General features: G+C 62.6%; 22 protein-coding genes. 14 read left to right on the top strand and 8 right to left on the bottom strand.

The genetic code is table 11. From position 1 onward, the window contains the following. Positions 1–137: 137 nt before the first annotated feature. The 3 genes from AC3B5Q_RS15710 (at position 138) to AC3B5Q_RS15700 (ending at position 3,493) form a co-directional block, all read left to right on the top strand. Complete coding sequence (locus tag AC3B5Q_RS15710; RefSeq protein ID WP_021783135.1) at positions 138–1,064, top strand: alpha/beta fold hydrolase; 927 nt, start codon at positions 138–140, stop codon at positions 1,062–1,064. Positions 1,065–1,139: 75 nt separating this feature from the next. Further along, positions 1,140–1,559, top strand: coding sequence for a VOC family protein (locus AC3B5Q_RS15705; protein WP_021783134.1), 420 nt, complete (start codon positions 1,140–1,142; stop codon positions 1,557–1,559). Between the two features lie 257 nt (positions 1,560–1,816). Further along, on the top strand, positions 1,817–3,493 hold the full coding sequence (locus tag AC3B5Q_RS15700) for an MFS transporter (protein WP_021783133.1): 1,677 nt from the start codon (positions 1,817–1,819) through the stop codon (positions 3,491–3,493). 51 nt (positions 3,494–3,544) lie between these two features. Here the strand turns inward: AC3B5Q_RS15700 and AC3B5Q_RS15695 are convergent, their stop codons facing one another. Both AC3B5Q_RS15695 and AC3B5Q_RS15690 read right to left on the bottom strand, forming a co-directional pair. Then, positions 3,545–4,114 carry a hypothetical protein gene (locus AC3B5Q_RS15695; protein WP_021783132.1) on the bottom strand — a complete coding sequence of 190 codons (570 nt, stop codon included), beginning with the start codon at positions 4,112–4,114 and terminating at the stop codon, positions 3,545–3,547. A 41-nt stretch (positions 4,115–4,155) separates the two neighbouring features. After that, complete coding sequence (locus AC3B5Q_RS15690; RefSeq protein WP_021783131.1) at positions 4,156–4,542, bottom strand: VOC family protein; 387 nt, start codon at positions 4,540–4,542, stop codon at positions 4,156–4,158. Positions 4,543–4,703: 161 nt separating this feature from the next. Here AC3B5Q_RS15690 and AC3B5Q_RS15685 point away from each other — a divergent pair, with 161 nt between their 5' ends. Further along, positions 4,704–4,889 carry a hypothetical protein gene (locus tag AC3B5Q_RS15685; protein WP_021783130.1) on the top strand — a complete coding sequence of 62 codons (186 nt, stop codon included), beginning with the start codon at positions 4,704–4,706 and terminating at the stop codon, positions 4,887–4,889. A gap of 150 nt (positions 4,890–5,039) precedes the next feature. Continuing rightward, positions 5,040–5,951, top strand: coding sequence for a LysR family transcriptional regulator (locus AC3B5Q_RS15680; protein ID WP_021783129.1), 912 nt, complete (start codon positions 5,040–5,042; stop codon positions 5,949–5,951). 44 nt (positions 5,952–5,995) lie between these two features. On the opposite strand, the gene AC3B5Q_RS15675 is transcribed toward AC3B5Q_RS15680, so the two are convergent. Then, complete coding sequence (locus tag AC3B5Q_RS15675) at positions 5,996–6,466, bottom strand: YMGG-like glycine zipper-containing protein (protein ID WP_021783128.1); 471 nt, start codon at positions 6,464–6,466, stop codon at positions 5,996–5,998. A 150-nt stretch (positions 6,467–6,616) separates the two neighbouring features. Here AC3B5Q_RS15675 and AC3B5Q_RS15670 point away from each other — a divergent pair, with 150 nt between their 5' ends. Genes AC3B5Q_RS15670 through AC3B5Q_RS15655 form a run of 4 tightly spaced genes read left to right on the top strand, consistent with a single transcriptional unit; the run spans position 6,617 to position 10,021 of the window. Continuing rightward, complete coding sequence (locus tag AC3B5Q_RS15670; protein ID WP_014860839.1) at positions 6,617–7,213, top strand: paraquat-inducible protein A; 597 nt, start codon at positions 6,617–6,619, stop codon at positions 7,211–7,213. After that, the gene (locus tag AC3B5Q_RS15665; protein WP_021783127.1) at positions 7,210–7,839 is read left to right on the top strand and encodes a paraquat-inducible protein A; all 630 of its coding nucleotides are present in this window, start codon (positions 7,210–7,212) and stop codon (positions 7,837–7,839) included. Before AC3B5Q_RS15670 ends, AC3B5Q_RS15665 begins: the two co-directional genes overlap by 4 nt. After that, a complete protein-coding gene (locus AC3B5Q_RS15660) occupies positions 7,839–9,479 on the top strand; it encodes a PqiB family protein (protein WP_103469085.1) in 1,641 nt (546 codons plus the stop codon). The genes AC3B5Q_RS15665 and AC3B5Q_RS15660 overlap by 1 nt, the downstream gene beginning before the upstream one ends. An 11-nt stretch (positions 9,480–9,490) precedes the next feature. Further along, complete coding sequence (locus AC3B5Q_RS15655) at positions 9,491–10,021, top strand: PqiC family protein (RefSeq protein ID WP_021783125.1); 531 nt, start codon at positions 9,491–9,493, stop codon at positions 10,019–10,021. 12 nt (positions 10,022–10,033) lie between these two features. Here the strand turns inward: AC3B5Q_RS15655 and AC3B5Q_RS15650 are convergent, their stop codons facing one another. Then, the gene (locus AC3B5Q_RS15650; RefSeq protein WP_103462603.1) at positions 10,034–11,788 is read right to left on the bottom strand and encodes a phosphoethanolamine transferase CptA; all 1,755 of its coding nucleotides are present in this window, start codon (positions 11,786–11,788) and stop codon (positions 10,034–10,036) included. Positions 11,789–12,001: 213 nt separating this feature from the next. Between AC3B5Q_RS15650 and AC3B5Q_RS15645 the strand changes: the two genes are divergently transcribed. Continuing rightward, positions 12,002–12,157 carry a DUF2986 domain-containing protein gene (locus tag AC3B5Q_RS15645; RefSeq protein ID WP_021783123.1) on the top strand — a complete coding sequence of 52 codons (156 nt, stop codon included), beginning with the start codon at positions 12,002–12,004 and terminating at the stop codon, positions 12,155–12,157. Positions 12,158–12,184: 27 nt separating this feature from the next. Here the strand turns inward: AC3B5Q_RS15645 and AC3B5Q_RS15640 are convergent, their stop codons facing one another. Together AC3B5Q_RS15640 and AC3B5Q_RS15635 are read right to left on the bottom strand one after the other, a co-directional pair. After that, on the bottom strand, positions 12,185–12,559 hold the full coding sequence (locus AC3B5Q_RS15640; RefSeq protein WP_028698074.1) for a hypothetical protein: 375 nt from the start codon (positions 12,557–12,559) through the stop codon (positions 12,185–12,187). Positions 12,560–12,758: 199 nt separating this feature from the next. Then, positions 12,759–13,349 carry a biliverdin-producing heme oxygenase gene (locus tag AC3B5Q_RS15635; protein ID WP_021783121.1) on the bottom strand — a complete coding sequence of 197 codons (591 nt, stop codon included), beginning with the start codon at positions 13,347–13,349 and terminating at the stop codon, positions 12,759–12,761. 162 nt (positions 13,350–13,511) lie between these two features. On the opposite strand from AC3B5Q_RS15635, the gene AC3B5Q_RS15630 reads away from it, so the two are divergent. After that, positions 13,512–14,003, top strand: coding sequence for a GNAT family N-acetyltransferase (locus tag AC3B5Q_RS15630; protein WP_021783120.1), 492 nt, complete (start codon positions 13,512–13,514; stop codon positions 14,001–14,003). An 87-nt stretch (positions 14,004–14,090) separates the two neighbouring features. Here AC3B5Q_RS15630 and AC3B5Q_RS15625 read toward each other — a convergent pair whose 3' ends face one another. Continuing rightward, positions 14,091–15,464 carry an 8-oxoguanine deaminase gene (locus AC3B5Q_RS15625; RefSeq protein WP_021783119.1) on the bottom strand — a complete coding sequence of 458 codons (1,374 nt, stop codon included), beginning with the start codon at positions 15,462–15,464 and terminating at the stop codon, positions 14,091–14,093. Positions 15,465–15,699: 235 nt separating this feature from the next. Further along, positions 15,700–17,082: an APC family permease gene (locus AC3B5Q_RS15620; protein WP_488392663.1), complete on the bottom strand. Its 1,383-nt coding sequence runs from the start codon at positions 17,080–17,082 to the stop codon at positions 15,700–15,702. 282 nt (positions 17,083–17,364) lie between these two features. On the opposite strand from AC3B5Q_RS15620, the gene AC3B5Q_RS15615 reads away from it, so the two are divergent. The 3 genes from AC3B5Q_RS15615 to AC3B5Q_RS15605 all read left to right on the top strand — a co-directional run bounded on the left by AC3B5Q_RS15615 (position 17,365) and on the right by AC3B5Q_RS15605 (position 21,323). Next, complete coding sequence (locus AC3B5Q_RS15615; protein ID WP_010953510.1) at positions 17,365–18,207, top strand: helix-turn-helix transcriptional regulator; 843 nt, start codon at positions 17,365–17,367, stop codon at positions 18,205–18,207. Between the two features lie 42 nt (positions 18,208–18,249). Continuing rightward, positions 18,250–19,632, top strand: a complete 1,383-nt coding sequence (locus AC3B5Q_RS15610) for an aspartate aminotransferase family protein (RefSeq protein ID WP_003250846.1) — start codon at positions 18,250–18,252, stop codon at positions 19,630–19,632. Positions 19,633–19,829: 197 nt separating this feature from the next. After that, positions 19,830–21,323 (top strand): aldehyde dehydrogenase, encoded by a 1,494-nt coding sequence (locus AC3B5Q_RS15605; RefSeq protein ID WP_488392662.1) that lies wholly within the window; start codon positions 19,830–19,832, stop codon positions 21,321–21,323. Positions 21,324–21,470 lie beyond the last annotated feature (147 nt).

The following is a 21,470-nucleotide window of genomic DNA, read 5'->3' as shown; positions in this document are numbered from 1 at the left end:
CGTCGGTGTGCGGTAGATAGTTGTTTGGCAGCGGTCGGTCCTGCGCATGTGCGGGTCGGTGAGGGGCTGGCAGCGAGGGAGGATCTGCGAGAGGGTGGGACAGGTCATGGTGCAGGCCTCAGCCAAGGAGAATTGCAATGCGTTCGCTGTGCAGTCCGAAAGACCACCTGCTAGACCTCGATGGTATTGAAATAGCGGTCCGTACCTGGGGGCAAGAAGACGGTATTCCCATATTGGCCTTGCATGGCTGGCTAGATAACGCTGCCTCGTTCGAGCGCCTGGCACCGATGCTGGACGGCTGCTTCGTGGTGGCCCCCGACCTGATCGGCCATGGCCGTTCTGGCCATCGTCGCCACGACAGTGGCTATTACCTGTGGGAGCATGCCGAAGACATGTTGGCGGTGACCGACAGCCTGGGCCTGGCGCAATTTCATGTGCTGGCCCATGGTATGGGCACCGGTATAGCGTCGCTGCTGGCGGCCATGACCAGTGGCATTGCCAGCATGACCTTCCTCGACGGCATGGGTGCACCGTTCACGGTGGCCGAGGATGACCGGGTGCAGCACCTGGCGCGGGCCTACCGGCTCAAGCGCATGGTACAGCGCAGCCAGTTGCCGGGTTTTGCCGAGCCCGATGTCGGTCGCTTCGACGACCTGGACACCGCTTTGGCACAACGCCGCGAGCGTCTGGACACCGAACTGTCGGAAGATGCCGCTCGGCTGCTGGCGCTGCGCGACCTGCTTCAACTGGGCGATGGCTATTGCTGGCGCCACGACCCGCGCCTGGTATTGCCCGAGCCCATGCCACTGACCGAGCGCGAAGCATGCGACCTGCTCAGCCAGATCCGCTGCCCGTTGTACCTGCTGTTCGGCCGCCAGGGGGCGTTCACCGGCGAGGCCTTTACCCGGCGTCAGGCCGCCTTGCCCAGCCACGCGAAAGTCTCCTGGCACCCAGGCGGGCACCACTTCCACCTGGATGCGCCAGACCGGGCGCTGGTCGACCAACTGCTGCGTATCCTGACGCGCCATGAAGGGGGTGTACTGCAACGCTTGGTGAACGAATAGCTGATTCTGGTCACGCCGCGTGAACCTGCGCTATGGTGGCGCACGCTTTTGCAAACACGCCACAAGGAGCCTGGCATGCGACCGTTCACCATCAAGCAAATCGACCACCTTGTGTTGCGGGTCCGCGACCTGCCGCGCAGTGTTGCCTTTTACACCGAGCTGCTCGGCTGCACGGTCAGCCGCGTGCGCGAAGACCTGGGCATGGTGCATTTGGCCACGGGCGCGGCGATGATCGACCTGGTGACCCTGGACGGGCCGCTGGGGCAGCCAGGTGGGGCTGCACCGGGGGTGGAGGGGCGCAACCTGCACCATTTCTGCCTGCGCATCGAGCCGTTCGACGAGGCCGCGTTGACGGCCTATCTGGAAGCCGCCGGGGTAAAGGTGGAGCCTGCCGAGAAGCGTTATGGTGCCGAAGGCGAGGGGCTTTCGCTGTACTGCTATGACCCGGATGGTAATCAGGTCGAGTTGAAGGGGCCGGTAACGTCTGGCGGGTGAAACCGCCCTCGCCAGAATCGCGGACCAGATATCGCCCAATACTCGGTGCTGCCGTGTCGTCCAGGCCGCCTTCGTGTGCAGGGCCTGGCGGGTGGATATTCAGGCAATCCCGATTATGCTTCATTTACCTTGCTGCGATCCGAGGCGGCCCGCCTCGTCGTGCTTCGCGCAAACAAAGCAAGCTCAAGGGCCTGGGTGCGACGGTGAAGTGGTTGTGGGGTGCTCCGGCCTGCATGACAACATGACGGAGGCAACCCATGGCGGTTCTCGACAGCACATCCACGGGCAGCGCGCCCCAACGCGGTATCACCAAGGAGGAGCGCAAGGTCATCTTCGCCTCGTCCCTTGGTACGGTATTCGAGTGGTACGACTTCTACCTGTATGGCTCACTCGCCGCGATCATCGCCAGGCATTTCTTTGCAGGCGTCAATGAAACCACCTCATTCATCTTTGCCTTGCTGGCCTTTGCTGCCGGCTTCGCCGTACGGCCGTTCGGAGCCATCGTGTTCGGCCGCCTGGGCGACATGATCGGGCGCAAGCACACCTTCCTAATCACCATAGTCATCATGGGCCTGTCTACGGCACTGGTGGGCCTGCTACCAAGCTACAGTGCGATCGGCGTGGCTGCGCCGATCATCCTGATTACCTTGCGTTTGCTGCAAGGCCTGGCCTTGGGTGGCGAATACGGCGGCGCGGCCACGTATGTGGCTGAACATGCACCCAAGGGCCGACGCGGCTTTTTCACCGCCTGGATCCAGACCACTGCCACGTTGGGGCTGTTTCTGTCTTTGCTGGTGATCATGGCATGCCGCACGGCCATGGGGACGGAAGTGTTCGAAGCCTGGGGCTGGAGGGTGCCGTTCCTGCTGTCGATCCTGTTGCTGGCGATTTCGGTGTACATCCGCATGCAGCTCAACGAGTCGCCGGTGTTCATGAAGATGAAGGCCGAAGGCAAAGCATCCAAGGCCCCGCTGACTGAGTCGTTTGCCCGCTGGGACAACCTCAAGGTGGTGATCATGTCGCTGCTCGGTGGTACCGCCGGCCAGGCCGTGGTGTGGTACACGGGGCAGTTCTACGCGTTGTTCTTCCTGTTGCAGATGCTCAAGATCGATCCGCAGACTGCCAACCTGCTGATTGCCGGCTCGCTGCTGATCGGCACGCCGTTCTTCATCATTTTCGGTAGCCTGTCCGACCGGATTGGCCGCAAGAAGATCATCATGGCCGGCTGCATCATCGCCGCGCTGACCTACTTCCCGATCTTCAAGGCCCTGACCGAGTACGGCAACCCGGATGTGTTCGTTGCCCAGGAGCAGAACCCGGTAGTGGTGGTGGCCGACCCAGATCAGTGCGCATTTCAGTTCGACCCGGTGGGCAAGGCCAAATTCACCACCTCCTGCGACATTGCCAAGAGCCTGCTGGCCAAGCGCGCCATTCCCTATACCAACGAAGCGGCTGAACCCGGCAGCGTGGCGCAGATCCGCATAGGTGAGCGAGTACTGCCGAGTTTTGACGGCAGCAGCCTGGCTGCGGCGGACTTCAAGGTGCAGAGCGAAGCGTTTACCGCAGCCTTGAGTGGTGCGTTGAAAGAGGCGGGCTACCCAGAAAAGGCCGACCCGGCGAAGATCCACTACCCGATGGTGCTGTTACTGCTGACCATTCTGGTGATCTACGTGACCATGGTCTACGGCCCGATTGCCGCCTGGCTGGTGGAGCTGTTCCCGGCGCGTATCCGCTACACCTCAATGTCGCTGCCTTACCACATCGGTAATGGCTGGTTCGGCGGCTTCCTGCCGACCGTGGCGTTTGCCATGGTGGCAGCGACCGGAGATATCTACTACGGCTTGTGGTACCCGGTCGTGATTGCCCTGATGACGGCAGTGCTGGGGATCTTCTTCCTGCCTGAGACCAAGGATCGGGATATCAATCACACCTGAAGGTCGAGTTTGCCTGTGCTGGCTCCTTCGCGGGCAAGCACAGGCGATCAATCAGTCGAAGTAGCCACGTAGCCCGAATGCGTACCCGGTATCCACAGCTGTCGCCTCACCCCGGCTCCAGCGCTTCTTCAACACGAACTCGAACGCCGGCTCGTACAACCCGTCGCGCACCAGTGCCCCCGCCAGCACCTCCACGTCGTACCAGCCATTGTCCAGTTCGATGATCGGCCGCCCTGTCACCTGGTAACGCGCCATCAGGTCACCCAGGGTCTTGGGCGTGAAGTGCTGCAGGATGCGCCAGGTGTACAGCATCAGCGCACCGTGCTCGACCCGCAGTACATAGCCATTGCGCCGGTGCTTCAGACGGCTGCCGGCCTCGCGCAGGGCCGGTGTGTGGTTATCGAGGGTGAACAGGATGCGGTAGGGCAGGTTGTCGACACCGGCCAGCGGCAACACGACACCTTCGCGCACAGCCTGGTCGCCGCTGTCACCGTGGGTGAACGCATGGGCCAGGTCGTCGGGCAGTTGATGGTCTTGCTTGAAGCGCTCGAGCAACTGGATATCGCCGAGCAGAAAGTAGTCGACCAGGTCGTTGAGCACTTCGCTGAATTCGTGGCGCATCTTTTTTCCTTGTGGGTGCGCAGTGGGGTAAGGGCAACCGGCTAGTGCTTCTGGGCAATCTGGATCAGGTTGCCGCACGTATCATCGAACACCGCCACGGTAACCGGCCCCATTGGGGTAGGTGGCCGGATGAACTTCACACCTGCTGCACATAGCCGCATGTATTCGGCCTGGATGTCACGCACGCCGAACGAGGTGGCGGGGATGCCATCCTGCTTGAGCGCGGCCTTGTACACCTTGGCTGCCGGATGCGCGTCGGGTTCCAGCAGCAGTTCGACGCCATTGGGGTCGTTGGGCGAAGTCAGAGTCAGCCAGCGGTGCCGGCCCATGGGAATGTCGTGTCTGGGCTCGAAACCGAGTACGTAGTGGTAGAAAGCCAGGGCCTTGGCCTGGTCGTCGACGAGGATGCTGGTGACCACGATCTTCATTAGCGCACACCGCTTGCCTGGGCCGATGACTATCAGTAAAGACGCTCGGGCGTTTTTGACCAGTGGCTGCAGTGCCTCTGGGACCTGTTTCCAGCTGCGCGACAGCGCACGCACGACCTATCGTTGGCCTGGCCTTAGCAACCCACCAAGGAGTGAAATGCATGCAAGAAGAACCGATGAAAGACCTGCCAGACGTCGATGATGAGGATCAGGCAGATACCACTGAGCCGCCTGCAACGCTGTCCCGGCGTAAGCGCGGCGCGGCTCCAGTTTGCGGAATGCCCTGTGAGTCGGGGTACAAGCAGATTGGTGACGACTGCATTCGGGCGAACCCCGGGTTTGAGTGATGCACCGGGCCGGGGCAACCCGGCCCATACAAAAAAACTGTTCAAGGTATAGGTAAATCCTTCAGCGCTCAGCGCCCGCTCAGCTATAGCCAAGGGTAAAGTGTGAGGCACGATCCCAGTCTGCCCAGACCAGCGTCAGAGAGGTACCCTGTGGCTGCTTATACCTTGCGACAACTGAAGTACTTCGTCACCACCGTGGAAGCGGGCAGTGTGGCCGAAGCGTCACGCCAGCTGTATATCGCCCAGCCGTCCATCTCCACGGCTATCAAGAGTCTGGAGGAAAGTTTCGGTGTACAGCTATTCATCCGCCACCACGCCCAGGGCGTGTCATTGACGCCCAGCGGCAAACGCTTCTACGCCAAGACCAAGTCGCTGCTGCAGATGGCCCATGAGTTCGAACAGAACGCCCTGGCCGACAACGATACCGTCGCCGGGCAAATCGACATCGGCTGTTTCGAAACCGTGGCACCGCTGTACCTGCCTCGCCTGATAGCCGGTTTTCGCCAGCGTTACCCGGGTGTGGACATTCGCCTGCGTGACGGTGAACAGCAGGACCTGATCCAGGGCCTGACCGCCGGTACCTTCGACCTGGCGTTTCTCTATGACCACGACCTGGACGGCACCATTGAGGCCGAACCTCTGATGCCGCCGCAGAAGCCCTATGTGCTGCTACCAGAGAACCACCGCTTTGCCGGCCAGGCCCAGGTCTCGCTGCGCGACCTGTGCCCGGAACCGATGATCCTGCTGGACGTGGCCCCTAGCCGCACATACTTCGTCAGCCTGTTCAACGATATGGGCCTGGCACCGAACATTGTCTTCAGTTCGCCATCAATTGAGATGGTGCGTGGAATGGTGGGTCAGGGTTTCGGTTTTTCGTTGCTGGTAACCCGCCCGCACTCGGAATACACCTATGACGGCCAGCGCCTGGCAATGCTCGACATTGCCGAGCCGGTGGCGCTGTCGGGGCTGGCTGCGGCGCGGTTGAAGCGAGTCCAGCTGACCAAACCGGCGCAGTTGTTCGTGGAATTTTGTCGGGAAGAGCTGGCGAAGTTCCTGAACTGAGCACGCCATGCTTCCCCGGCAGGAGGCGCATGGCGTGGCATTGCTCAGGGGTTGACCTGATAGCCGCGCCCCTGCAGGCAACCGCTGTAGGCACTGGCATGGGCCTGGGTTTTTGCCTCGTCCTGGCCGCGCCTGTCCTGGCGCCGGTCCTGACGCTGGCGCATGCCACCGACCGCGGCCCCGGCGGCGGCTGCTTCGCCGGCACGGTTCTGCCGGTATTGCTGCTTGGCATCGTCACCCACCCGGTCATACAGCGCGTCATGCTGGTTGCCGCGCACCTGCGCGCCTACAGCACCGGCGGCCGCACCCGCAGTTGCACCGCGAACCCGGCCACCGACATGTGGGTCGCTGGACGTCGCCGTGCCGTTTGCGGCATTGGTGGCGACGGTATTGCAATCGTTGATATCCAGTTGCATCTGCTGGCTGCTCTGACCCTTGAGCGGCACCACCGACTGCGCCTGGGCGGCCGATGCTGCGCACAGCAGCAACAGGTAACTCCACGTGAACGTACGCATGGCACACCTCCACCGGGCGAAAAGCCCGCCCCACAGGATAGTTCGCCTTTGACGCGGTGATGGAAGTTTTGCCCAGATAGGCTACACCGGATATCAGACGCCGTTCCGATTAGCCTCTTGGCCTGATGCAAGGCTTCCTGTGGGCAAGACATGAGCCAGACGCAAGATCTGATCATCTGCGAGTATTGCGACACGGTGTACCACCGGGCACCGCTGCTCAAACATCAACGTGCCCTTTGCCAGCGCTGTGGCGGCGTGCTGTACCGGCACAGGTCACTGACCATTGAGCAGCGGCTGGCATTGAGTGTGACGGGCGGCGTCCTGCTGGTATTCGCCAACTATTACCCGGTCATGACCATCGGCATGCAGGGGCTGACCCACTCGGCCACGTTGTGGGACGCCGTGCAGATCCTCAGTCACGGCAGTATCACCTTCATCGCCCTGGTCATGGCGCTATCGATCATTTTTGCGCCGCTGCTGCAAATTGCCTTGTTGTGCTGGGTGTTGAGTTTTGCCCTTGCCGGCCAGCGTGCCCCCGGTTTCGCCTTGTGCATGCGTGGCCTGGAAAGCCTGCGGCCCTGGAGCATGCTGGAGGTGTGTCTGCTGGGGGCGATGGTGGCGGTGATCAAGCTGGCGGGGCTGCTCGATGTGATCCCCGGTATCGGCCTGCTGGCCCTGGCTGCGCTTAGCATGTTGATCATCCACATTGCCGGCAAGGACATCCGCGACTTGTGGGAACAGGTATGACTACTCCAGCCAATGCGCACGACCTTGGCTTGTGTCTGTGCCATGGCTGTGGCCAGGCCTGCGACACGCGCAGTGGCGCGCACACCTGCGACCGTTGCGGCGCCGTCATTCACCGGCGCAAGGCCAATGCCATCAGCCGTGGCTGGGCGTTTCTGCTGGCAGCCCTGGTTTTCTACATCCCCGCCAACCTGCTGCCGGTGATGCACACCGAAATGCTCGGCAGTGGTACAGACAGCACCATTGGCGGTGGCGTGCTGGAGTTCTGGGAAGCCGGGGCCTGGGACATCGCGCTGATCATCTTCATCGCCAGCGTGGGTGTGCCTGCCATCAAGTTCTTGTCCCTTGGCCTGCTGCTGTTCACTGCCCAGCGTGGTTCTTCCTGGGCCTGCCGGCAGCGTTCGCAGTTGTATCGCTTCGTCGAGCTGATCGGTTACTGGTCCATGCTCGATGTGATGGTAGTGGCGTTGGTGGCTGCGCTGGTGCAACTGCGCGGGCTGGGCACCATCGAGCCGCGCGTGGGCATCTTGTTTTTTGGCATGGTGGTGGTGCTGACCATGTTCTCTGCGATGAGCTTTGATCCACGCTTGATCTGGGATAGCCATGCCAACGAGGGGAGGCCGCATTGATGGGGCAACAGACTGACAAGCGCGAGGGCCCTGGGCAGGTTGAAGTGCGCACCCGACGTTGGAGTGTGTCGCTGGTATGGATCGTGCCGATCCTGGCGATCCTGATCGGCGCTTCGCTGGTGGTGCGCAACTGGATGCAGCAAGGGCCGGTGATCACCATTTCTTTCCACAGCGGCGAGGGATTGGTGGCGCACAAGACCCAGGTAAAATACCGCAGCGTGGTGATCGGCGAAGTGACCACGGTGGACTTGGCCGACGACAAGAAGAGTGTGGTGGCCAAGGTTCAGCTTTCCAACGATGCCCGTTCGTTTGCTACCCAAGGGGCGCGCTTCTGGGTGGTGCGACCGCGCATCGGTGTCGGCGGGGTTTCCGGGGTGGACACGTTGCTTTCGGGCAGTTTCATCGGGGCCGATTCCGGCGAGTCGAAAGTGCCGGAAAAGTCCTTTGTCGGCCTGGAGCTGCCTCCGCCGATCACCTATGACGAAAAGGGTAAGCGTTTTGTTCTGGTTGCCAGCGACCTGGGCTCGCTGGATATCGGCTCTTCGATCTACTACCGCAAGATCCCGGTGGGCGAGGTGGTGTCCTTTGCCCTCCAGGACGATGGCAAGGGGGTAGAGATTGGCGTGTTCGTGCAGGCGCCCTACGACACGTTCGTCACTGTTGACACGCGTTTCTGGAATGCCAGTGGCATCGACATGCAGATCGGTGCCAATGGCCTGAAGGTCGATACCGAATCGCTGTCGTCGATTCTGGTGGGCGGGCTGGCCTTCGGCTCGCCCGATTTTGCGGCGCAAGCCGAGCCTGCTGCCGACCAGGCCCGCTTCCAGCTATTCGCCGACCGCGACATGGCGCTGTCGCCTCCGCATGGCCAGGCGCAGTACCTGCAGTTGCGCTTCGACCAGGCCATGCGTGGCCTGTCGGTGGGGGCGCCAGTGGAGTTCAAGGGTGTGGAGTTTGGCCGGGTCACCTCGATCCAGCTTGACTACGATGCTGCGCGGCAGACCTTTCCGGTAGTGGTCGATGCGGTGATCTACCCCCAGCGGCTGGGGCCGGTGCACCGCAAGATGCTGGCAGTGTTCAAGCACACCGAGGGCGATCTGGAAGGTGCGCGGAAACTGATTGGCACTTTTGTCGAACATGGGCTGCGGGCCCAGGCGCGTAGCGGCAACCTGATCACCGGGCAGATGTTTATTTCGCTGGATTTCTACCCGGATGCACCCAAGGTGACCTTCGACATGGCTGCCAACCCCATCACGATCCCGACGCTGCCCGGCAGCCTTGAGCAGTTGCAGGAACAGTTGCAGCGGGTAGTGGAGCGCATTGCCAAGCTGCCGCTGGAAAGCATCGCCGGTAACCTGGACGGCAGCCTGCGTGAGCTGCGCGCCAGCCTCAGGCAGTTCAATGGCCAGACACTGCCGGACGTGAACGTGGCGCTGGACGAGGTGCACAAGACCCTGCGTACGGCCAACTCGGCCATTTCCGAAGACTCGCCACAGCGCCAGCGAATGAGCGAAACACTGGACGAGCTGGAGCGCATGTCGCGTTCGCTACGTGACCTTGCCGATTACCTGGGCCGCCACCCCGAGTCGCTGATTCGTGGCCGGCCGAAAGCGGCCGGGGCCGCAGACCTTGAACCCTGAGGAGACAGCCGATGCAACGACTGCGCAATGTATGTGTGGCCAGCCTGCTGGTGTGGCTCGGGGGCTGCAGCAGTACGCCGAACAACTACCACACGCTGGTACCGAGCGAACCGGTGCGTGGCAGCGGCCAGCGCATACAGGTAGTCAGGGTGGCTGTGCCGCCCCAGGTCGACCGCCCACAGTTGGTGGTGCGGCAAGGGCAGAGCGGCCTGGCCATCCTGGAGACGGAGTGGTGGGGCGCCAACCTGGTGGATGAATTCCGCAGCGCCCTGCAGGACCAGTTGGGCGGCCCGGCGGGCGGTGGCAAGGCGTCGCTGCGGGTGGATGTGCAGCGCTTCGACACGGTACCAGGGCGCTACGCCTCGCTGGAGGCCGTGTGGCGCCTCAAGCAGCAAGGGCAGGCCGAGCTGACCTGCCGTACGTCGGTGCAGACTGCCGCGGACAACAGCATCACCAGCCTGGTGAATGCGCACCAGGCCAACCTGCGCAAGTTGGCCGAGGCGGTGCGGGGGAGTGCCCGGCAGGGAAGCTGCCCTGCATGACCCGTGGCCTCATTACTGCCGGGTGCTGGCTGTTTCCTGTACCCCGTCGGCCTTGTCCCGCGGTAGCTGATCGAACTCGCGCAAGCCATCCTTGCGGTATGGGTCGCCGATCCAGCGTGGCGCTACCAAGAACTGTGGGCTGACCAGGCTCTTGGCCGGTTCATAGAGGTCATAACTCAACCCGGCCAGGTCAGACAGGGTGTGAATCAGGTGTGAGCTGCTGTACGGGCGGTTGGCCATTGCCTGCAAGTCACGCGGGTGGTCGGCCTGCCAGCTAGGCGAGGTCCACAGCAGGAACGGAATGGTATACATCGGCCGGGTTGGTGCGCCTTCGTTGCGCCCCAGGCGGTCGTGGTCACCGGAGCTGTACACGTCTTCACCATGATCGGACAGGTACATCAGGAACCCATTGGGGTTGCCTGCCGAATAACGCTTGATCAGGGTCGACACCACATAGTCGTTGTAGCGCACCGCGTTGTCATAGAAGTTATAGGTTTCTACCTGGTCCGCCGTCAGCGTGCCTGGCACGCCCTGCCTGTCGTTGAAGTGCGCGTAGTCGTCCGGGTAGCGGTAGCGGTAGTCCATGTGCGTGCCCAGCAAGTGCACGATGATGAATTTGTTGGGCGCAGGGTCTTGCAGGGCTTTCTCGAACGGTGCCAGCACCACGTCATCGTACTGGCTGGCATTCTGGTTGCGCTGGTTGTTCAGGTACACCGGCGCGTCCGTCTGCTGCGAGAAGGTGGTAAGCATGGTGTTGCGCTTGGTCATGGTCTGCTGGTTGGTGATCCAGAAGGTCTTGTAGCCTGCCTGTTTCATCAGGTTGATCAGCGATGGGGCGCTGAGGAAGCGGTCCGGGTTCTGCTCGTCGCCGAACGTGAGGATCTGCTGCATCACTTCGATGGTGTAGGGGCGCGGCGATACTACGTCGCGGAACACGGTCAGGCCCTTGTCACTGGCGGCCAGCGCGTCGAGGTTGGGCGTGGTGTCGCGGTTATAGCCATACAGGTGCATGTGCTCGCGGGTAGTCGACTCGCCCAGCACCAGTACCAGGGTGCGTGGCGCCTTGCCACTGCTGTCACGCAGGTTTTGCAGCGGTGGCAATGCGGCATTCTGGGCCAGCAGCTTCTGCATGTTGTCCAGCTGTTGGCGATACTGGCGGTAGCCGACCAGCAACTGCCAAGGTACGGCCGGTTCCATGCGCTGCTGCACTTTTTCGAGCGCATCGGCGAAGTTGCGTTCCTGGGTGACCATCTGCTTGTAGAACGGCCACACCAGGTTGGCCACCAGCAATAGCACGACCACCGGCAGGCGGCTGCGCAGCGGCAGGCTGACCGGGCGCACGCGCCGCCAAAGCAGTACCGCAACCAGCGTGTATAGCACCAGTGCCAGGCCCAGCCCCACGCTGAAGTATTGGCTGAAGTACTCACCGGCCTCGGCGGTGTTGGACTCGAACATCACAAAGATGACGCTTTGTGAAAACTCCTGGCGATAAATGCCGAAGTAGCTCAGGCCCACCAGCGATGCAGCCCACAGCACCAGGCCGATGATTGCCGCGGTGGCGCGGGTGAAGCGCGGCAGCAACAGGACGGGTGCCAGCCACAGGCTGCTGAGGAATAGCGCATCGCGAAAACCGGCGAAGCCGGTAGTCCCGCTGAACAGTAGTAACGCCTGGGTTACGCCGGAGAAATACCAGAAGAACAGCAAGAGCCAGCCCAAGCCGGCCCAGTCCACGCGCTTGTGCGCGGCGGGGGATGTAGTGTGTGACACGTATGCCTCGTCGTACCTTGGCGGCCAGCGGTCGTGCTCGTGGCCGGAAAGGGCGTGACGCTAATCTGTGGACTGTGAAAATAACGTCAACGCGGCGAATCATGTGTCCTGCTGCGGCCTTGGCAGGCATGAACTTGGCCTTTGCCCGCGTTTACCCCAGGCTGCCGAGGTATGATGGCGGCAGCGAAACCGTACTGACAGGCCCCGTGGACCATGAACCGTCGTAAGAAGATCAAACAACTGTTGCAGGCGCATGCCAAGAAGGCCAGTGCCAAACTGGCGCCGCGCAAGCCCAGGTACATCTGCAAGGCTGACCGCTTGAAGATGGAGGCAGAGGCGGCGGGCGATGCTCACCAGCTGGCCGACTGACACCGCGTCTGCACGCTCGCCTGGGCTTCAACGGCGGTAGTAGCGATGCTCGTCATGATGACGCTGGCGCATGGCGCGCTCATGGCGGCGCTCCCAATCACGGCGCCGTTCCCAGTCGCGCCGCCGCTCCCAGTCCCGCCGGGCTTGTTCACGGCGCCACTGTTCGCGGCGCCAGTCGCTTCGGTGGCCATGCCAGCGATCGTCATCATGCGCCAGCAGCGTGGCCGGCTGTTCAACGGCCGCACTGGCCACCCTGGACCAAGGGTTGCCGGCTGGTTGCAACGGTGATTGAACGGCCGGTGCAACTGCCTCGGTGGCTTTCATTTGTGTTGCCGATGCCGTGCCCACCGCCGCGAACGAGAACAGGCCGAGCAGCACCAACCTTGCGACATGTATTTTCATGAGCGTAGCCAACCTCTGATAACAATTGAGCCATCTGGCCAGCAGGTGTGGGGCGAACCTTGTCTCGCGTTCCGCTACCTTTCTGCGCCTCACACATAGACAGGGAATCAAGAAAAAGTTCGCTGCAGCAACAACTTGAAGAACTTTGCCGGGGTGGTTGGTGCTGGGCAGTACCCGCAACAGGTGCCATTGCGCTCAGTCAACTGCCTGCAAATACCTCACGCAGATGCCCCCGATAACTGTCGAACGCAGCAATTGCCCCTGCCACCACCTCTGCTTCTTCCTGTTCCTCCAGCACCAGGCTGTCCAGCCTGGCGACAAACTCGCGCCAATGCAGCGCTCGGCCATCCGGATGGGGGGCCAGGTGGCGGGCGCCCTTGTCGCCATCCAGCCCAAGACGTTGTGTGTGCCTGAACAAAAACGCCGCCCCCAGGTTCGAACCTTCACTGCAATACAGCCATCCCAGGGCCTGGGCCGAGCTGACGCAGACCGGTTGGGGGGACGTTGGCAGTGGCAGGCCCAGGTCGAGCAGGTCGGCCTCTACCGCCGCGAAACGCGACAGCGCCGCCAGCCCAGGCAGTTGCTGGTTGAGCTGTTCATCCTGATACAACGCCAGCAGGCTGCCATGAAAGCGGTGCTGCACCTGCAGGAAGCGTCCATAGCGCGCGCGGTTCTCGAAAGGCCGCGCTGCCATCACCAGTTGATCAACGCTGTCATGATCCCTGCTGCTGGCCGCTTTCAGGCGTTTGCAGCGGCTTGGTTCGGTGGTGGGGGAAGTTACAGCGGTCATCGGCGTATCCGTGGCAATAGAGCAAGGCTCCCATGATGCTTGCCGTCCTTGGCAAGCAGCAAGCATCACACGCCCGACCTGGGCGAGTTCGCAATGATGGAGCGCAAGGACGATGCTCATTTATCATGGCGGCTGCCTTTACCATTGCCAAGGATACTTGCCATGAGCGCCCTCCAGTTTCGCACCCCCGTCCCCGCAGATGCCGAGCGTTGCTACGCCATCGAAATTGGCGCCTATGAAGGGGATGAGGCAGCCACGCTGGAGAAAATCCGCACGCGTATCACGCAGTACCCACAAGGCTTCCTGGTGCTGGAAAGTGACGGCGAGATCGTTGGTTTCATCAACAGTGGTTGCGCCCACGAGGTCGTGATGTCCGACGAGGCATTCAAAGAGCTGGTCGGCCATGACCCGGCGGCAGCGAACGTGGTGATCATGTCGGTGGTTGTAGACCCGGCCCACCAGGGCAAAGGCTACGCCAAAGTGTTGATGAACGAATTCATTGGACGCATGCACGCGGCGGGCAAGCAGGCCATTCACCTGATGTGCAAGGAGCAGCATGTGGCCCTGTACCAGAAACTGGGCTACCAGTACGTGAAACCGTCACCGTCGGAACACGGCGGCATGGCCTGGCATGAGATGGTCATGGACCTTTGAGTGGACATCTCGCTGCGTGACAGCGCAGCCCAAAAGGGCTGCGCACTACCTTCATTCAACCCAGCGATGCCGAGCTGATGCCTGGCATCAAGTGCCACTGACCAACTGATGTGCCAGCTGGTTGTGGCGCTCCAGTACGCGCGGCAGGTCGACAGTGGTCAGCTGGCCGTCTTTCACCACGATGCGGCCGTTGATCACGCTGGTATGCACCTGGGTCGGGGTGCAGAACACCAGTGCTGCCAATGGGTCGTGGTGGCCGCCGGCATACGCCACATGGCCCAGGTCGAAGGCGACGAAATCGGCGACCATGCCAGGGGCCAGGGCGCCGATATCATTGCGGTTGAGCACTTTCGCGCCACCCAGGGTGGCAATCTCCAGTGCTTCGCGTGCAGTCATCGCGTCAGGGCCGAAGCCCACCCGTTGCAGTAGCAGGGCCTGGCGCACTTCGCCGATCATGCTGGCGCCGTCGTTGGAGGCCGAGCCGTCGACCCCAAGGCCCACCGGTACGCCATGGTCGCGCATCTTGCGCACCGGGGCGATGCCCGAGGCCAGTCGCATGTTCGAGCATGGGCAGTGGGCCACGCCGGTGCCGGTGCGGGCGAACAGCTCGATGCCGTGCTGGTCGAGCTGCACGCAGTGGGCATGCCATACATCGTGGCCGACCCAGCCAAGGTCTTCGGCGTACTCGGCAGGGGTCATGCCGAACTTCTCGCGGCTGTAGGCGATGTCGTTGACGTTCTCGGCCAGGTGGGTGTGCAGCGACACCCCATACTGGCGCGCCAGCACGGCAGCTTCGCGCATCAGATCGCGGCTGACCGAGAACGGCGAGCATGGCGCGACCACAATGCGGCGCATCGAGCCGTGGCTGGCATCGTGGTAGTCCTCGATCAGACGTTGCGACTCCTTGAGGATGTCGGCTTCCTTTTCCACCACCGAGTCAGGTGGCAGGCCGCCTTGGCTCTGGCCCACGCTCATGCTGCCGCGCGCGGCGTGGAAGCGCATGCCGATCTCGGCAGCCGCGTGGATGCTGTCGTCGAGCCTGCAACCGTTGGGGTAGATATACAGGTGGTCGCTGGAGGTGGTGCAGCCGGAGAGAATCAGCTCGGCCATGGCGGTCTGGGTCGACACCGCGATCATCTCGGGGGTCAGGCGCGCCCAGATCGGGTACAGGTTGGTCAACCAGTTGAACAGCTCGCCGTCCTGAGCTGCCGGTACCACGCGGGTGAGGCTCTGGTACATGTGGTGGTGGGTGTTGACCAGCCCTGGGATGACCACTTTGCCGGCCATGTCCAGAACCACGTCGGCGTGCTGCGGGAGGGTATCGCTGGGGCCGACTTGCCTGATCAGGTTGTCTTCGATGAACAGGCCGCCGTTCTTGATCTCGCGGCGCTCGCCGTCCATGGTGACCAGCAGCGCGGCGTTTTTGACGAGTAGCGTTTTTACAGGGTTTGTAGATGACATGGTGCAAGCCTGCGCAATACGCATCGGCGATTACCGATGTCATAGGCGCTAGGTATTGTAAGCAAGCTTTTTGCTGATTGTATACAGCCCGGAGCACCAGTGCCGGCCTCTCAGCAGGTAAGACCGCGAAGCGGCCGGCACAGGTTAAACCCATGAATGCGCGCACCGCCTCGGCGCCCGGCCTTGCGTTCCAGCACCGGTTCCCGCGAGGCAAAGGCGCGCAAGTCTTCAGGTGTCACTCGGCCATCTGCAGCTCTGGCAGCTTCACGCGCAACGCGCGGGTCAGCCCCAGTAGCACCAACAGGCCCATGCCCATCCAGCACAGACCGATGGTGAACGACAGGCTGGTCAGGCTGCTCCATAGCCACAGCGTGCTGATAACGCCCAGCCCGGGAATTACGCCGTACAGCAGGCCGTTGCGGCAACCGCGCAGTTTCTGGTCGACCAGGTAGTGCTTGACCACCGCCAGGTTCACCGCCGAGAAGGCGAACAGTGCACCAAAGCTGATCATGTTGGCCACGGTATCCAGGGTGATCACCAGGGCGATCAGCGACAGCAGGCTGACCACCAGGATGGCAGTGGCCGGCACGCGCTTTTTCGTCACCAGCTGGCCGAATGCCCGCGGCAATGCGCCGTCACGGCCCATGGCGAACAGTACGCGCGACACGCTGGCTTGGGACACCATGGCCGAGGCAAAGCAGCCGGCCACGTAGGTCGCGGTGAAGGCGGTTACCAGCAGCTCGCCGCCCACCCGGCGCATCACGTCCACCGAGGCCGAATCCGGGTCGGCGAAGCTGCCCCAGTCGGGGAACACCATCTGTGCGCAGTAAGACACCACCAGAAACAGCAGCCCGCCGATCAACGACACCGCAAGAATCGCCACGGGAATGCGGTAGGTCGGGTTGCTGGTTTCCTCAGCCATGGTCGATACCGCATCGAAACCGAGGAACGACAGGCACAGTACGGCGGCGCCGGTCAGGATCAACGGCACGCTGAAGCCTTCGTGGTGGAAGGGGGCCAGCAGCGACACCGGCTCCGCCTGTCCGCTGAGCTTGAGAATGGACAGGGCGACGAAGACGATGATGAACACCAGTTGCACCACTACCAGTATCCAGTTGACCCGGGTGATCGATTCGATGCCGATCAGGTTGAGGAAGGTGACCAGGGCAATGGAGCCCGCCACCCACACCCAGGCATGGATGGTCGGGAAGTATTCCGACATGTAGATGCCGATCAGCAGGTAGCTGAGCAGCGGCAGGAAGATGTAGTCGAGCAGCAGTGTCCAACCGGTGATGAAGCCGATATGGCTGCCGAAGGCCTTGCGCGTGTAGGTGTAGACCGAGCCGGAGTAGGGATGGGCCTGGACCATGCGGCCGTAACTGTAAGCGGTCAGCAGCATGGCGGCGAGCGTGAGCAGGTAGGCGGTGGGCAGGTGCCCTTTGGTCATCTGGGTGACCAGCCCGTAGGTGGTGAATACGGCCAGGGGCACCATGTAGGCCAGGCCAAATAGCACCAGGGCGGTCATGCTCATGGACTTGCGGAAGCGGCCTGTGCTGGTGCCGGGTTGCGAGGGTGCATGCGGGGCGGGGCTATGGGCTGTACTTGTTGTTGTATGCATTGCTAACTCCTGAAAAGGGATGCAGGACACCGCGGCAGGCGAGCGGGCTCGCAACCGTTGGGTGTTGTGCAAGGAGGTCGAGCGGAAAGCTCGCAGCGCTGGGGCAGGTCGATGCTCCCACACCCTGCAGGTACCCGGAATCACCCTTTGGGGTGAGCGGCCACTGCCCTTGCCCGGCTCACCCCAAAGGGTGATTCCGGTGCCAGCAGCGCCGTGGGAGTATCTGCTCAACGACGCACCGCACTGGCGGCGGTGCCACTGAAAAGAAACGGCAGGCCCACAGTGACTAATCAACTGCTTTCAGAACAATGGTTCGAGCACCAGGCCAAGGTCACCGAGGCGATCGGCCGGCCGGGCTTTGCCGCCAGCCTGTTTGCGGCACTGGGTGTGATCCGGCCGATCCAGGCGACCACGGTGTACCTGTACCCGCACGACGGCATGCCCTGTGCGCTGTTCGAGCAGGATGACAAGGCGCCTTGGCAGCCCGAGGGCAATGTCAGCCGCTACCTGTCGGGCTTCTACCTGCTCGACCCGTTCTACGGTGCTTGCGTGGAACAGGTCGAATCCGGCTGCTACGGCCTGTTCGAAGTGGCACCCGATCACTTCGAGGTCAGCGAGTACTACCAATCGTTCTATCGCCACTCGCACCTGGAGGATGAACTCAACTACATCCTGCAGGTGGCGCCCGGGCAAAGCCTGGCGGTGTCGCTGGCCTTCACCGACAAGCTGGATGGGCAAAGCCGCACGCGGTTCGGGCTCATCACGCCTTGGGTGCTGGCGGTACTCGGCAAGCATTTTGCCGGGCTGGACAGCCGCGCAGGCCGCTTCGAGAACATCCTCGAGCAACGTATCCATGCCGCCCTGAACAACTTCGGCAGCTCGCTGTTGACCGAGCGTGAATGCCGTATCGCCCAGCTGATCCTGCGTGGCCACTCGACCAAGTCGCTGGCCGAGCGGCTGGGCGTGTCGGAGGACACCATCAAGTCGCACCGCAAGAACGTCTACGCCAAGCTCGACATCGGCACCCAGTCCGAACTGTTCTCCCTGTTCATCGATGCACTGGCCAATGCCCAGGGCGTGCTGGGCAAGGACCCGCTGGAAAGCTACATGGGCAAGCTGCGCTGAACGCCAGCCGCCCTGCAACCCCACCGCAAAGGAAAACCAACAATGAACGCGCCTTTCGCCCCGCAACGCCAGACCCGTGACTACCAGGCAGCCGATGCAGCCCACCACATTCATGCCTTCCTCGACCAGAAGGCGCTGAACGCCGAAGGGCCGCGGGTGATCGTCGGGGGCGAACGCCTGCACCTGTGGGACAGCGAGGGCAAGCGTTACCTGGATGGCATGTCCGGCCTGTGGTGCACCCAGCTCGGTTATGGCCGTCGTGACCTGACGGCCGCCGCAGCCACGCAGATGGATCAGCTGGCCTACTACAACATGTTCTTCCACACCACCCACCCGGCGGTGATCGAACTGTCCGAGTTGCTGTTCAGCCTGCTGCCGGGGCACTACAGCCACGCGATCTACACCAACTCTGGCTCCGAGGCCAACGAGGTACTGATCCGCACCGTACGCCGCTACTGGCAGGTGGTTGGCCAGCCAGGCAAGAAAATCATGATCGGCCGCTGGAACGGCTACCACGGCTCGACCCTGGCGGCCACGGCGCTGGGCGGGATGAAGTTCATGCACGACATGGGCGGGCTGATTCCGGATGTGGCACACATCGACGAACCCTACTGGTACGCCGAGGGCGGTGAACTGACCCCGGCCGAGTTCGGCCGCCGCTGCGCCCTGCAACTGGAGGAAAAGATCCTCGAGCTGGGTGCCGAAAACGTTGCCGGCTTCATTGCCGAACCCTTCCAGGGGGCGGGCGGCATGATCTTCCCGCCTGAAAGCTACTGGCCGGAAATCCAGCGTATCTGCCGCCAGTACGACGTGCTGCTGTGCGCCGATGAGGTGATCGGTGGCTTTGGTCGCACCGGCGAATGGTTCGCCCATGAATACTTCGGCTTCGAGCCCGACACCCTGTCGATTGCCAAGGGCCTGACCAGCGGCTATGTGCCCATGGGGGGCCTGGTGCTGAGCAAACGCATAGCCGAGGCATTGGTAGAGCGCGGCGGGGTCTTTGCCCACGGCCTGACCTATTCCGGCCACCCGGTGGCGGCGGCAGTGGCCATCGCCAACCTGAAGGCGCTGCGTGACGAAGGCATCGTGCGCCAGGTGAAGGACGACACGGGGCCGTACCTGCAGCGCATTCTGCGGGAAGTGTTTGCCGATCACCCATTGATCGGCCAGGTGCAAGGGGCCGGGCTGGTGGCGGCGCTGCAGTTCGCCGAGCACAAGCCGACGCGCAAGCGCTTTGCCAACGAGAACGACTTGGCCTGGCAGTGCCGCACCTTTGGTTTCGAGGAAGGGGTGATCATACGCTCGACCTTGGGCCGAATGATCATGGCCCCGGCCTTGATCGCCAACCACAGCGAGCTGGATGAGCTGGTAGAGAAAACCCGCATTGCCGTGGACCGCACCGCTCGGTTGGTCGGCAAGCTCTAAGCCGTTGCCAAGGGCAACCGGTTTCCCCTGTGGGAGCGGGCATGCCCGCGAACACCGGCGAAGCCGGTGCCATCCTCCGTGTCGCCTGATTCGCGGGCACGTCCGCTCCCACAGAGGAGGCGCGGCGCGCTTGCGGACTGTGTGGTACCTGTTACTTCCGCAAAAAATGATCGCCACCGCGGTCGCCTGGAGTACAAATGTACACCCTCGAATTCTGGCAACAACGCGCCTCGGACCTGTACCTGCCATCCAAAGCGCTGATCAATGGCAAACCCGTCAATGCACAGGATGGCGCCACCTTCGCAGCCATCAACCCCGCCGCCAACAACCTGATGGCACAGGTAGCCGCCTGCGGCCAGGCCGAGGTCGACCTGGCCGTCGCCAGCGCCCGTCGGGCCTTCGAACACGGCCCCTGGCCGCGCATGGCGCCGGGCGAGCGCAAGAAAGTACTGCTGCGCCTGGCCGAGCTGATCATGGCCCATCGTGAAGAACTGGCCTTGCTGGACTCGCTGAACATGGGCAAGCCGGTGATGGACGCCTACAACATCGACGTGCCGGGTTCTGCCCATGTGTTCGCCTGGTACGGCGAGGCGCTGGACAAGCTGTATGACCAGGTGGCGCCCACTGCTGCCAATGCGCTGGCCACCATCACCCGCGAAGCCCTCGGCGTGGTCGCTGCCGTGGTGCCATGGAACTTCCCGCTCGACATGGCCGCCTGGAAGCTGGCCCCGGCGCTGGCTGCCGGTAACAGCGTGGTACTCAAGCCCGCCGAGCAATCACCGTTCTCGGCCCTGCGCCTGGCCCAACTGGCGCTGGAAGCGGGGTTGCCGGAAGGCGTACTGAACGTGGTGCCAGGCCTGGGCGAGCAGGCCGGGCAGGCGCTGGGCCTGCACCCGGATGTGGACTGCCTGGTGTTCACAGGCTCCACCCAGGTGGGCAAGTACTTCATGCAGTACTCGGCGCAGTCCAACCTCAAGCAGGTTTGGCTCGAGTGCGGCGGCAAGAGCCCGAACCTGGTGTTCGACAACTGCCAGGACCTGGACCTGGCTGCGGAGAAAGCCGCTTTTGGCATTTTCTTCAACCAGGGCGAAGTGTGTTCGGCCAACTCGCGGCTGTACGTGCAGCGTGCCATTCACGATGAGTTCATCGCGCGCCTGCAGGTCAAGGCTCGCCAGTGGCTGCCCGGTAACCCGCTGGATCCGGCGAGCCGCGCCGGGGCCATTGTCGATGCCGAACAGACCGGCCGCATTGAGGCCGCCATCGTGCGTGCCGGGCAAGAGGGCGCGCAATTGGTGTGTGGCGGCCGACGCCTGAACATCGAAGGTTCGGACAACTACATCGAACCGACCATTTTTGCCGGTGTCGAGGGCCGCATGAGCCTGGCGCGGGAGGAGGTATTCGGCCCAGTGCTGGCGGTCAGCGCCTTCGACACGGAAGAAGAAGCGGTGCGCCTTGCCAACGACAGCATCTATGGCCTGGCAGCTTCGGTTTGGAGCGACGACTTCAACCAGGTGCACCGGGTAGCGCGGGCGTTGAAAGCCGGTACCGTATCGGTGAACACGGTCGATGCGCTGGATGTGACGGTGCCGTTCGGTGGGGGCAAGCAGTCGGGGTTTGGCCGCGATCTGTCACTGCATTCGTTCGACAAGTATTCGCAGCTCAAGACCACCTGGTACCAGTTGCGCGGCTGATGCCCTGATCATGGCCCACGTCGCCTATGTCGCGGTACAAAGCCTTGCACGCTCGTCTGTAAACGTGTTGCCGGCCCGGCAGAAAGCTCACGCGCACTCTACACTGCTGCAGAAATCAGCCAAGGCAATGTGCCGCACATGGAGTAC

Source organism: Pseudomonas sp. D5(2026) (genome assembly GCF_057766845.1).
The sequence above is the reverse complement of the archived record's forward strand: the minus strand, read 5'-3'. Positions and strand labels throughout refer to the sequence as shown.

Bases quoted from the DNA above. Each gene is read 5' to 3' on its own strand.
- AC3B5Q_RS15630 (WP_021783120.1), top strand. From the start codon at position 13,512: ATGAGCGCCCTCCAGTTTCGCACCCCCGTCCCCGCAGATGCCGAGCGT.
- AC3B5Q_RS15665 (WP_021783127.1), top strand. From the start codon at position 7,210: ATGACTACTCCAGCCAATGCGCACGACCTTGGCTTGTGTCTGTGCCAT.
- AC3B5Q_RS15700 (WP_021783133.1), top strand. From the start codon at position 1,817: ATGGCGGTTCTCGACAGCACATCCACGGGCAGCGCGCCCCAACGCGGT.
- AC3B5Q_RS15660 (WP_103469085.1), top strand. From the start codon at position 7,839: ATGGGGCAACAGACTGACAAGCGCGAGGGCCCTGGGCAGGTTGAAGTG.
- AC3B5Q_RS15675 (WP_021783128.1), bottom strand. From the start codon at position 6,466: ATGCGTACGTTCACGTGGAGTTACCTGTTGCTGCTGTGCGCAGCATCG.
- AC3B5Q_RS15695 (WP_021783132.1), bottom strand. From the start codon at position 4,114: ATGCGCCACGAATTCAGCGAAGTGCTCAACGACCTGGTCGACTACTTT.
- AC3B5Q_RS15690 (WP_021783131.1), bottom strand. From the start codon at position 4,542: ATGAAGATCGTGGTCACCAGCATCCTCGTCGACGACCAGGCCAAGGCC.
- AC3B5Q_RS15685 (WP_021783130.1), top strand. From the start codon at position 4,704: ATGCAAGAAGAACCGATGAAAGACCTGCCAGACGTCGATGATGAGGAT.
- AC3B5Q_RS15670 (WP_014860839.1), top strand. From the start codon at position 6,617: ATGAGCCAGACGCAAGATCTGATCATCTGCGAGTATTGCGACACGGTG.
- AC3B5Q_RS15655 (WP_021783125.1), top strand. From the start codon at position 9,491: ATGCAACGACTGCGCAATGTATGTGTGGCCAGCCTGCTGGTGTGGCTC.
- AC3B5Q_RS15620 (WP_488392663.1), bottom strand. From the start codon at position 17,082: ATGCATACAACAACAAGTACAGCCCATAGCCCCGCCCCGCATGCACCC.
- AC3B5Q_RS15640 (WP_028698074.1), bottom strand. From the start codon at position 12,559: ATGAAAATACATGTCGCAAGGTTGGTGCTGCTCGGCCTGTTCTCGTTC.
- AC3B5Q_RS15705 (WP_021783134.1), top strand. From the start codon at position 1,140: ATGCGACCGTTCACCATCAAGCAAATCGACCACCTTGTGTTGCGGGTC.
- AC3B5Q_RS15625 (WP_021783119.1), bottom strand. From the start codon at position 15,464: ATGTCATCTACAAACCCTGTAAAAACGCTACTCGTCAAAAACGCCGCG.
- AC3B5Q_RS15645 (WP_021783123.1), top strand. From the start codon at position 12,002: ATGAACCGTCGTAAGAAGATCAAACAACTGTTGCAGGCGCATGCCAAG.
- AC3B5Q_RS15610 (WP_003250846.1), top strand. From the start codon at position 18,250: ATGAACGCGCCTTTCGCCCCGCAACGCCAGACCCGTGACTACCAGGCA.
- AC3B5Q_RS15710 (WP_021783135.1), top strand. From the start codon at position 138: ATGCGTTCGCTGTGCAGTCCGAAAGACCACCTGCTAGACCTCGATGGT.
- AC3B5Q_RS15605 (WP_488392662.1), top strand. From the start codon at position 19,830: ATGTACACCCTCGAATTCTGGCAACAACGCGCCTCGGACCTGTACCTG.
- AC3B5Q_RS15635 (WP_021783121.1), bottom strand. From the start codon at position 13,349: ATGACCGCTGTAACTTCCCCCACCACCGAACCAAGCCGCTGCAAACGC.